This window comes from Ruegeria sp. HKCCA6837 (assembly GCF_013034475.1).
Taxonomy (GTDB): domain Bacteria; phylum Pseudomonadota; class Alphaproteobacteria; order Rhodobacterales; family Rhodobacteraceae; genus Ruegeria.
This window is the reverse complement of record NZ_WQGD01000017.1, coordinates 86739-97612: the sequence shown is the minus strand read 5'-3', so window position 1 is coordinate 97612 and position 10874 is coordinate 86739. Positions and strand designations below refer to the sequence as shown.

Sequence of the window (10874 nt, the reverse complement as noted above, 5' to 3'; positions counted from 1 at the left end):
AGTGTGGATGCGAGAGCAGTCGTGCAAACACGGCGTGCGACCCGTTGCGGTTTTAAGTTCGGTCCAGCAAAGATAATCGGCACATGTGTGTCACCGCGCCACGGTGACCCGTGGGTGGATGTGACAGACAGACCATCGAAGTCCGCGATGAACCAGCCGGGTTTGAAGATTACGTATATGTTCCCGGATCGGGTGGGGTGGTAGTTGTTGCGGACCAAGCGCATGATGTCGGTATCGGGCAGGAGGTTTGCTTCGATAGCCGTACTGGGGACGGCGAATGCCACATCGGGAAAGGATAGAAGCTCTTCTGCAATAGCTGACTCCAGCGTGGGTAAATCAATATCACTGCGAGCCAATACTTCGGGGGCGATATTGAGATAGGGGTGATTATAACCCTCAAGCAATTTCCCGGTGATCCCAAACCGCTCCTTAAGCCTGGCTATCTGTTCCGTCGGGTCCCATGTGTCCGGAGCAACAAGGCCAGTTCGGATGCCAACACTCTCTAAATAGCCCGGCGCATCGGTGGTGCCGTGGTCCGCCGATAGAACGATCAAAACGTTTTCCAGCCCAATCCGTTCGTCGATAAACGCGAAGAGATTCATGAGAGTCTGATCGAGGCGGTATATCGTGTCCTCGGCTTCAAGACTGGAGGGGCCAAACACATGGTTGACGTAATCCACGGACGAGAAGCTAATCGCCAGATAATCCGCTACCGCGTCTTGCCCGATATCCTCGGCATCAATCAATCGTTTGGCAAATTGCGCCGTCAGTTCGTCACCAGCGGGACTAAGCGTTAAAAAGGTCGTAAAGTAGGGATCTTCCAGCGGGTCAAACCCATTTTGCGCCGAAGAATAGCGATGAGGAAAGGTTGTGCCGAACCCGGCGACATCCGTCTCCCATGGTTGGTTGTCACGGTCGCCAAAGAGATAGGCTTCCTGCGGGTGCATCAATTCCCAAGAGGTTCCTTCAAAGGCGGCGCTTGGCGATGCGTCATTCCAGGCGGAAACCCAATCCGGGTATTTGTCGTAATAATACGAGCTTGTGACAAAACGATTTGCGGCTTTCGAGAACCAGAAGGCTTTGCCGCTTTGTCCCGCCATTGTAATTGCCCCACGGTCTTTGATTGAAACTCCAAAGACCTTGGCCGCACCAGCAGTGGAAGCGCTTAATTCGTCCGAAAGAGTTGTAACAAGCATAGCGCGTGGTGACCGCCCATCTGTGCCAGCTGCCGCCTGTGTTGGGTCAATTTCAATGTCGTCATTGACGCCAGCGCCATCTCCAAGGAGCGGAGCTGTGCTGTCTTCAACGTTGTAAACAAGGCGGTCTAAGGTTGTGTCGAACCAAATGTTTCCGATCATCCCGTGCACTGCCGGTGTTGCCCCGGTGGCCAATGTGGCGTGCCCGACAACAGTCTCTGTATTGGCATGGCAATGATGGGCGTCCACATAGTGTACACCGTTTTCAAGTAAATACTTAAGGCCACCCTCCCCAAGATTCTCAAAGTAGCGTGTCGGTAGATCGCCCCGAAACGCGTCAACGGTCAGCTGCAAAACGAGACGAGGAGGTTCTTGTGCATACGCAGGAGCGACTGCAACCAACCACAAAGACAAACAAGCTCTTAGTGTTTTGGTCATAGTGTTTCCTTTCGCTGTATTGCGCAGCAGGTTAGCGGCGACCGCAATTGCGCGTTAGAACAACCCGTTTCAATACCAAACTGATAACAAAAGCGCTTCACGTCTACTTCTTCCAACCCACCGCGAAAGAGCCTGCAACACCCAAACCGGTGTTCACACAAACAATTGCTTGGAACAGAGGTGCCCGGATCGGTTTTGATCCAAAACAAGGCTTTGAGTCTTTTAAGACACTAAACTCTGCGCCAGAAACCCTGTTTCAGGTGAAACGCTATGACCAAAAACCTATCGGTTTTTCTTTTTTTGGCTGGTTTAGTAATTGCTGGTGCGTTGCTGTATGTCGTTGTTGCCGAGGATGGCGATGAATTGCCGGTTGGGTTTGTTCAAGGAAACGGGCGGGTTGAAGCGGAACAAGTCGAAATAGCACCAACTAGTGCAGGTCGGGTTGCGAAAGTAACGGCAACAGAAGGCAGTATGGTTGCAACCGGTCAAATCCTGGCCGAAATGGACATAGATGAGCTATCTGCCGCCCTGGATCGGGCTAGAGCCGAAGTAGCCTTGGCAAATCAAACAAAGGCCGAAGCAGAAGCTCTCGTAGTGCAACGCCAAAGCGAACAGCGCAGGGCTGAGCAAGAGCTTGATCGTGCCACGGCGTTGCTGGCAGGACAAAATATCTCCAAAACTATTTTTGAAGATCGCGATACCAATCATAAGGTCGCTACAGCAGTATTGGGCGCCGCCAAAGCCCGAGTTGCAACCGCAGAAAGCCGTATTGCTGCCGCTGAGGCGGAAGTGCGCAGGATCGAAGCACAGATTGAAGACAGCGCTTTAGTGGCACCTTTGCCCGGACGCGTGCTTTACCGGCTTGCAGAACCCGGAGAGGTCGTTGGCGCGGGCGAACCAATCCTGACTATTCTTGGCCTTGAGAATGTTTACATGGAAGTTTTTCTTCCGGCTCGTGAAGCCGGACTTTTGCCCATTGGAGCTGAGGCTCGCATCGTGCTCGACGCTTTGCCGGAATATGCGATACCTGCATACGTGAGCTTTGTTTCTCCCGAGGCACAATTTACTCCCAAACAGGTCGAGACCCTGGATGAACGGGAACAACTGGTTTTTCGCGTTCGCGTCCGTATCCCAATAGACTTGGTTGAAAGTCGGATCGAGCACGTCAAAACCGGTCTGCGCGGTGTCGCGGTGATCCGGCTTAACCCAGCCGCTGCTTGGCCTGAGGCGCTTGAACAACGCATCCCAGCAGAGCTTTTCGAATGAGAGTAGAGGGTGAAACCAGCGATATTCGAATTTCAGGTGTTACGCACCGCTATCGGAAGCATGTTGCACTGGATTCTATTTCGTTGGAACTGCCAGGCGGCCAGCTTGTGGGCTTTATCGGGCCGGATGGGGTGGGAAAGTCTACACTGCTTGGTTTGATCACCGGCGCAAAGAAACTGCAATCCGGCAATATCGACGTTCTAGGCGGCCCGATTGGCAATTCTGGCCATCGACACAGGATTTGCCCAGCCGTCGCTTTCATGCCGCAAGGGCTGGGTCGAAACCTGTACCCGGAGCTATCTGTGCGCGAGAACCTCGAGTTCTTTTCAGGTCTCTTTGCTCAAGGGCATTCAGAGCGGGATGACCGTATCGCAGCGCTATTGGCTGCGACAGGGCTTGCGCAGTTTGAAGACCGTCTGATGGGCAAACTCTCGGGTGGGATGAAGCAAAAACTAGGCCTTTGCTGTGCTTTAATCCATGACCCCAAACTTTTGGTTTTGGATGAGCCAACGACCGGGGTCGACCCGTTGTCGCGTCGGCAGTTCTGGGCTTTGATTGATGCAATCCGAGCAAAAAGCCCCGAACTGTCGGTATTGGTTTCAACGGCGTACATGGAAGAAGCCGACGGTTTTGACCGGATTGTCGCGATGGACGCGGGTCAAGTCATCTTTCAGGGGAAGCCCGCCGAATTGAAAGGGAGTGATGACGACCTCGAAATTGCATATCGGCGTCTGAGATCACAGGAGTTGCCCGTCCAATCGGAGGGGAAAAACAAAACGAATGTGCAGATCGAAGCAAGCCCAGTGATAGTTGCGCGTGGACTGACACGACGCTTTGGTGATTTCACGGCCGTAGACAACGTCGACTTCACAATCAATCAAGGAGAGATATTCGGGTTTCTAGGATCAAACGGTTGCGGCAAGTCCACGACAATGAAGATGTTGACTGGCTTGTTACCTTCCAGCTCAGGTGAAGCACTGCTGTTTGGCAACCCTGTCGATGCATATGATCGAAAAATGAGGCGTGAAATCGGCTACATGAGCCAGGCCTTTTCCTTGTATGGCGAGTTGTCGGTCCATCAGAACCTACAATTGCATGCGCGGATATTTGCAATTGCCGACCGAGAACAACGTGTTTCGGAACTCACTGAGCGCTTTGGGCTCGAGGAACACCGTCATACGTTGGCGACGGCACTGCCCCTTGGGATCAAACAGCGACTGTCGCTAGCCGTAGCAGTGATCCACCGCCCGCGGGTGCTAATTCTCGACGAACCAACATCCGGTGTGGATCCAGAGGCGCGCGATTCCTTCTGGGATTTGCTGATTGAGCTCTCTCGAAATGAGTCGGTTACAATCTTTGTGTCCACTCATTTCATGGGCGAGGCGGAACGCTGTGATCGCGTTTCTTTTATGCATGCTGGTAGAGTTCTAGCGGAAGGTACTCCGGCTGAACTGATCGCTATTGAAGGGGTGGAAAGCCTTGAAGACGCTTTCATTTCGATATTGGAAGCAGCAGAAAAACCAGTCTCTGTTGTCGCGCCAGAAGTAGAATTTGGGACTAAATCCCAAGCCAGTCGAAGGGATTTCTCTCGTGTATTGGCATATGCGCGGCGCGAAACCGTTGAAGTAGCTCGTGACCCGGTGCGTCTGGCTTTCGCGTTTCTGGGTTCTGCTATTCTAATGTTGGTTTTTTGCTTTGGAATTACGCTGGATATAGATGAACTTGAATTCGCGGTACTTGACCTTTCTCAGGGGCCGGAGAGTCGTGCTTATTCGGCTGAATTCGCCGGATCGTCCTACTTTAAAGCCACATCGCCGCTGCAAAGCGCCAGCGAAGGGCGCGACCGTCTAGTGGCAGGTGAGGTCTCTCTGGTTGTTGAGTTGCCACCTGACTTTGACCGAAAGATGAGTACGGGTGAACCGACCCAGATACTTGCAACTGTAGACGGCGCTATCCCATTTAAAGGTGAGACGGTTGAAGGTTATGTTTCCGGATTGCACCAATCATTTCTCTCGGAATATGCCCATAGCAATGGCAAAACCCAGATAGATATTGCCCGGATCGAACCCCGGTTTCGCTACAATCAGAGCTTTGAAAGCATCGCCGCGATGGCTCCGGCAATGCCTGCTATCTTACTGATTATGTTGCCAGCTGTTTTGACTGCTGTAAGCGTAGCAAGGGAACGAGAGCTGGGGTCAGTTGTCAATTTCTACGTGACACCAACCACGCGGCTTGAATTTCTAATCGGCAAACAAATTCCGTACATTTTGATCGCCTACGCAAATTTTCTGCTTTTGGCCGGAATGACCGTTTTTCTTTTCGGGGTGCCGTTAAAAGGAAATCCTTTCCCTTTGGCTGTTGGTGCCCTTCTTTACGTTTGGGCAACAACATCCTACGGGTTGTTGATCGCTACAATGACATCCAGTCAGGTGGCCGCCACATTTGCAACTGCCATCGCCTCAGTCGTCCCAACAATCCAGTTCTCAGGCCTGTTGCAACCTGTTTCAACGCTTGAAGGAGGCGCACAAGTGGTGGGCTCTCTTTGGCCTTCCTCATATTTCCTACACCTAAACGTCGGTGCCTTCACTAAAGGTTTGGGTTGGGAGGCCCTTGCGCCAGACATTCTGGCCCTCGCCTGCTTCGGACCAGTTCTGACACTGATCGCAGTCCTATGTCTTCGAGCGCAGGAGAAGTGAATGCAACGTTTCTACTGCATATTCTGGCTAGGCTTGAAGGAAGTGATGAGCCTGCGCCGTGATTGGGTGATGATGGCATTGTTGGTCTGGTCATTCACGCTGGCCCCGATCATGGAAGCAACGGGAGTGGCAAGTTCTGTAAACAACGCCTCGATAGCGTTTGCGGATGAAGACGACTCGCCACTTTCTCGAGCACTTGCCACAGCGTTTTTCCCACCAGAGTTCCAACCGGTCGTCCAAATCGAACCCGGAAAAGGACCTGCCTACATGGACGCTGGGCGCTTTATTTTCGTTGTGGCTGTGCCCCCCGGATTCGAGGAGGACCTGCGCGCAGGGCGCAGTCCGGAGATTCAAGTTCTTATTGACGCAACCGCTATGGAACAGGCCGGTATTGGTGCAAACTACATCACCAGTATCTTGAGCGCTGAAATACATCGCTATGCAATTGGTATCGATCTAGTAGATGCTCCCTCAATCAGTGTCATTCTAAGAAGCGCCTTCAACCCAAATAGAGATACTGTACGTTTTGCTGGTATCGTTGCTCTGATTGGCCAGATCATGTGGCTCACAACTATTTTGACCGGAGCGGCAATGATTAGAGAACGAGAGCACGGGACTATTGAACATCTCCTTGCCATGCCTCTTGCTCCATTTGACATTGCCATTGCCAAAATTTGGGCGAATGCAGCAGTGGTTTTGGTCGCGGCTGGTCTTTCACTAACCTTTGTGATGCAGGGTTCTCTGGGTATTAGTATCGCTGGATCCAAGATGTTGTTTTTGGTTGGCACGGCGTTGTTTCTTTTTACTGCGACGGCGCTTGGGGTGTTTCTGGCAACCATTGCACGCTCAATGGCGCAGTTCGCGCTTCTGGTCATGTTGATTGTGCTGCCAATGCTAATGCTTTCAGGTGGAGAGACCCCAATTGAAGGGCAGCCGGCGTGGTTGCAGGCGGGTACTTTGGTTCTGCCGTCACGCCATTACATGTCAGCAAGTCAGGCTATTGTTTTCAAAGGCGCTGGTATTGAGACTGTCTGGCCGGAATTCGTTTGGATGACGTTGTTGGGAATTGCTTTGTTACTAGTGAGCCTACGGCTTTTTCGGCGTACTCTTGCGCAGATCAGCTAGCAATCCAACTTGTTGGCTGTGACAGATTGGAGCGCTAGCTTCAATGTCTCTAGTCATATCGGCATTATGTGGGCCGACGGCTGGATTGCGATGCAATCGAGGTTTTGAAAGGCCATAGTCGCAAACTCAAAGGTTTGCACTGAAAGTGTCGAAACCTTCTGAATCAAATGGGCAAGTCCAAGGCGTTCAAGCGACAAAATTCTCCGCCCGTTTCTGAACCGAAGTTTTTTTTACGCCACAACGGGTACACACAATAGAATTGGACCGGCCAGATGAGACTGTTAATGAGGTTCAATTATGGTGACAGGCGACAGGCTGTCGGCAACTGTAAAGCTGGCGGCATTCTTCAATCGCTAACTTGTCGTGATTGTTGGGCTATGGCGATGATCAGCCAGGCTTCGCCATGAAATCCGCGAACGCTTCCTTATAGTCTGGATGCCATCGGCTGAGAGGTGGGCGATTTTCGATGATGTCTCCCACGCTCCAGGCAATGCGCTTCTCATCGATATCGCGTGAAACGTCATTGTCGGGGCAAAGGATGTAGAAATCCCCGTGGTTCACGCTTTCAACAAAGAAGTCGACCGTCTGCTCAGCGGTCCAGGCGGAGGCAGGCTTCTCGGGCGCGGAGATCATGCCGGTATAGACGAATCCCGGGACCAGAAGATGCGCGGTAATCTGATGACCTGAGCCCGTTCTGAGCTCGTGGGACAGTGCCTCGGTAAAGGCTTTGAGAGCCGCCTTGGAGACATTGTAAGCCGGGTTACCTGGCGGTGTCGTGATGCCTTGTTTGGACCCTGTATTGATGATTGCGCCTGGTCTGCCACGGGCGATCATGTTTGGCGCGAAGACCTGGGTGCCGTGGATCGGACCCCACAGGTTTACACCCAGCATATTGTCCCAAGCTGCGGCGTCGCCAACTGTCGATGAATTGCCTCCGACACCGGCATTGTTCATCAGAATATCTGTCCCTCCGCAGCGGTCTGCCACCATCCGCTCCAACGCCTCTAACTGCGCACGATCACTGACATCTGTCTCAGACGTCATTACATCGGCCGCGCCAGCGGCAGACACTATGTTTGCCGCGGCCGCCAGTTTCTCGGTGTCTCGATCAACAATAACAATGCGCATTCCCATTTGCGCGAACTTCACTGCGGCGGCGAGGCCAATGCCGGAAGCACCCCCGGTAATCACGGCCACAGAGTCTGAGGTAAATGCGGGGTGTGTCATCGGCTAAGCTCCTCCTAAGCCCGTGTTGGATCGAAAGGTCCGGAAAATCCAGACCGGCCTGGTGATATTAGGCGGCGTCGGCAACGTTAGTCTTCAGCTTGATAATACCTTCCAAACCGCAGGCGGTGAATAGCGCCTAGGTCGCCTTTTCTGCTTGTAAGCTTATCGGAATGACGGGGTCTGCCATGCCACTCTTGTCCACTTCATTTTGGAGTTTTTGCTGCCCAAGCGTGGTTTGGGTTGAGTTTTGCCAACTAGAATGCACTTTTGATTGAGTTTTGGTGCGTTCAAGTTGATCGAGCTACGCTAAGTCAATCGACAATTGAGCGCGTATAGTGAACCGTGCAAACTTTTGGGCGAATCGTGCAAACTTATGGGCGACGACACCCAGATTTTCTGAATAAAATCAATGATAGGAATGCAGCGTTACGCGCGTCCCTACATCGTTTGTGGATGATGACAGAAAAACAGATTATCTGGATGCTACTGGATTTTGTTCCTCTTGCGCGGAAGAACGGCGGCGGCAAGAAGAGGATTATTGGGACGACTAGAACCTAACATTGCGGGTTGAGGCTGTGTGTATGGAGTTTCATCAAAACCATACCGCCTTTTTAGTTCCCTAGTGTCTTAAGAAGGACGTCGTTTCAGGTTCATTGCGGACAACCTTTGGAAAATTTCTGCAACCAAGTATTGAGACATGCTAGCTTATATATACTTAGAGCTGTAAGGCACTGGCTTTGGGTCAGTTTTGCGAGCACCTAACGACAGAAGACAGAGTGCTTTCGAGTCGGAGTGCATGATTTGCCCATAAGATTGCGTGCTAAAGAAAGCCCATCGAACAAAACAGCTCCAATGACTTATCTGCAATGCTCAAATGCAGCTTACTCCCAATCGCCAGCAGACGAGCGCCACGTTTTAGCATCCGCATCCCAAACACTGGCGGTGACGCAAGGCGTTGGGTTTATTCCGTCGCAATTGGATCCATGAATATCCGCAACAACAACGCGTTGACGCCCAAAATCAGTGACCGTCCAGACTTGGTTGAGCAACGAGTGTACCTCCTCTTCAACCAAGAAGTGCGAGACGCATCCGCCAGTTCCGCAATATAGAGATGCGGCGCTTGAACACGCAAAACCAGTCTCATTCAGAACCCAGTCGCGTTGTAGATCTCCGTCGAGATCGATCCTTTCAACCGCGCCCCAGGCTATGTCAAATTGACCGTCGTTGAATTCCGCGCAGGCCCTTGCCGCCAGATCAACCTTCGCCTGCAAACCGGGCGGAAGTTGCGATACATCAGCCGCGACAACTGGTGAGGTCCAAACAAGGCCCGAAGCAAGCATAACCCCGGCGACCACACATTTCATCTGACGCGCTATTTGGGAAGCTGGTTGGAAGGAGGTATCAATTGCACTGATCATACCTGTAGTCCCCATATTCCAGCCAGTTTGCCGAGCCTTCGCTAAAAATCAGAAACTCGGACCTGTCCTCCCCAAGCAGGGCAACGACAAATCCGGCCGGCGGCTCAGAGTTTCCGAAGTAACTGTAGGCCGTCATGGCTCTGATTGACTCACCGTTGACTGTTACTCGCGCGTCCCACTCCCCCTCTGGATTGTCCAGAATTACATATTCGATTTGGCGTTTTATCGCTCCGCCACCACAATAGACAATGCCTTCGGGTGCTTCGTAGGAGGCCCCTTGGCTAGCACCTGAATCGCAGGCGGAACGAAGGGACCGAATTGCCGCGCTGGAACCCTTCAAGTCAAAGATTCCGTAGCTGACATCTTGATCAATCATCGACAGATTAACCGATGCATTGGCCGCAAGCTGGTCCAGTACAAAACCATAATCCTCTTGACTATTGAAACTGACCTCGACGGGATAGTTGTCGACGATCTGCACGGCAGCGTTTTCTGCGCCAACCTGAAATGCCCCAACTTCGGTGGTGCCGTTCTTTAAAAATCGAATGGAGAGCCCCTGCTTTTCCACAATGTCCTGGCTGTCCTCATATCCAGCCGGAGCGAAGCGGATACGGTTACACTGAAGTTCCAAGGTCATGTTTCCGGTTTGAATAAGTGCATTGGGATTAGGGCCGGAGTTGATCGACCACTCCGCCGATGCTGAGGTCGCCGTTGCCATCATCAACGCTCCAATGGAAATCGTTTTGAACCTCATTTTCTCTCTCCATGGTGTTACGTTTCGCGCAGTCATTCAGCAGAGGTTCCGGCCTGTTGCCCGGACAACCTGGTCAGGAAACAGGTTCGCCGTATTCGTTTGCGCCTTCTTGGGAAGGTCGCGTCAGCCACCAGATCATCAGGATGGACAGTACCAATTGAAGAATTGAGACAACAACAATACCGGTCGCGCCCAAAACTGCCGCGGGTCCTCGCAATGCATCGGGGTTTTCCGTCCCTTGCTCCAATACCGAGAAGAACGCCACCCCACCCAGCATAACAAAGAGCGTTGTAATGCTGAGCGCCATCGGCAGCAGCAAGTACCAGCCAGGTCGTCCTGTATCATGCAGCCTCCGCCAACCGGCGGCCAGCATAGGTATGAGAACAGCCAATTGGAAAACAGAGGAAATGACGCGAGATCCTTGCCCAGTTTCTGGATCGGTCCCGAATATGATCGTATCCAACACAGCCAAAGCAGCACTCACGAGAACCACAAATAAGAAGAACCACCAGTATTCTGAGCGTATAGCCCGACCGGAGAACTGGAAGTATTTCGAGAAACACGTTTTAACTGCTTCCACAAACCCCATTTTCAACCCTTTCTAAGTTTCTGTGCGGCCTTAGAACGCCTCGCTAGCTAATAGAACAGACTTGCCCTTCTGGGTTTTCCCACCTTCATTTTGTGTTTGAACGCCAAAAAACTATTCTATGAAAAGGTAGCGAAATTTGCGCGCGGAAAAAATGTTGATTTATAA

8 protein-coding genes are annotated in these 10874 nt (G+C 52.0%); 3 read left to right on the top strand and 5 right to left on the bottom strand.

The features are described 5' to 3' along the window. On the bottom strand, positions 1-1634 hold a 1634-nt coding region (locus GOV91_RS19090), incomplete at its 3' end, for an alkaline phosphatase family protein (protein ID WP_171236592.1). Between the two features lie 270 nt (positions 1635-1904). Here GOV91_RS19090 and GOV91_RS19085 point away from each other — a divergent pair. Genes GOV91_RS19085 through GOV91_RS19075 form a run of 3 tightly spaced genes read left to right on the top strand, consistent with a single transcriptional unit; the run spans position 1905 to position 6721 of the window. Next, on the top strand, positions 1905-2900 hold the full coding sequence (locus GOV91_RS19085) for an HlyD family secretion protein (protein WP_171236591.1): 996 nt from the start codon (positions 1905-1907) through the stop codon (positions 2898-2900). Continuing rightward, positions 2897-5596, top strand: a complete 2700-nt coding sequence (rbbA, locus tag GOV91_RS19080) for a ribosome-associated ATPase/putative transporter RbbA (protein WP_171236590.1) — start codon at positions 2897-2899, stop codon at positions 5594-5596. Before GOV91_RS19085 ends, rbbA begins: the two co-directional genes overlap by 4 nt. Beyond that, positions 5597-6721: an ABC transporter permease gene (locus GOV91_RS19075; protein ID WP_171236589.1), complete on the top strand. Its 1125-nt coding sequence runs from the start codon at positions 5597-5599 to the stop codon at positions 6719-6721. A gap of 387 nt (positions 6722-7108) precedes the next feature. On the opposite strand, the gene GOV91_RS19070 is transcribed toward GOV91_RS19075, so the two are convergent. The 4 genes from GOV91_RS19070 to GOV91_RS19055 form a co-directional block, all read right to left on the bottom strand. After that, complete coding sequence (locus tag GOV91_RS19070) at positions 7109-7948, bottom strand: SDR family oxidoreductase (RefSeq protein ID WP_171236588.1); 840 nt, start codon at positions 7946-7948, stop codon at positions 7109-7111. A gap of 881 nt (positions 7949-8829) precedes the next feature. Beyond that, positions 8830-9366, bottom strand: a complete 537-nt coding sequence (locus GOV91_RS19065) for a hypothetical protein (protein WP_171236587.1) — start codon at positions 9364-9366, stop codon at positions 8830-8832. Continuing rightward, complete coding sequence (locus tag GOV91_RS19060; protein ID WP_254440711.1) at positions 9350-10084, bottom strand: hypothetical protein; 735 nt, start codon at positions 10082-10084, stop codon at positions 9350-9352. The genes GOV91_RS19065 and GOV91_RS19060 overlap by 17 nt, the downstream gene beginning before the upstream one ends. Before the next feature lie 109 nt (positions 10085-10193). Beyond that, complete coding sequence (locus GOV91_RS19055) at positions 10194-10709, bottom strand: DUF805 domain-containing protein (RefSeq protein ID WP_171236586.1); 516 nt, start codon at positions 10707-10709, stop codon at positions 10194-10196. Positions 10710-10874 lie beyond the last annotated feature (165 nt).

Coding starts and splice junctions, on each gene's coding strand:
- GOV91_RS19055 (WP_171236586.1), bottom strand. CDS start 10,709: ATGGGGTTTGTGGAAGCAGTTAAAACGTGTTTCTCGAAATACTTCCAG.
- GOV91_RS19070 (WP_171236588.1), bottom strand. CDS start 7,948: ATGACACACCCCGCATTTACCTCAGACTCTGTGGCCGTGATTACCGGG.
- GOV91_RS19085 (WP_171236591.1), top strand. CDS start 1,905: ATGACCAAAAACCTATCGGTTTTTCTTTTTTTGGCTGGTTTAGTAATT.
- GOV91_RS19075 (WP_171236589.1), top strand. CDS start 5,597: ATGCAACGTTTCTACTGCATATTCTGGCTAGGCTTGAAGGAAGTGATG.
- GOV91_RS19065 (WP_171236587.1), bottom strand. CDS start 9,366: ATGATCAGTGCAATTGATACCTCCTTCCAACCAGCTTCCCAAATAGCG.
- rbbA (WP_171236590.1), top strand. CDS start 2,897: ATGAGAGTAGAGGGTGAAACCAGCGATATTCGAATTTCAGGTGTTACG.
- GOV91_RS19060 (WP_254440711.1), bottom strand. CDS start 10,084: ATGGCAACGGCGACCTCAGCATCGGCGGAGTGGTCGATCAACTCCGGC.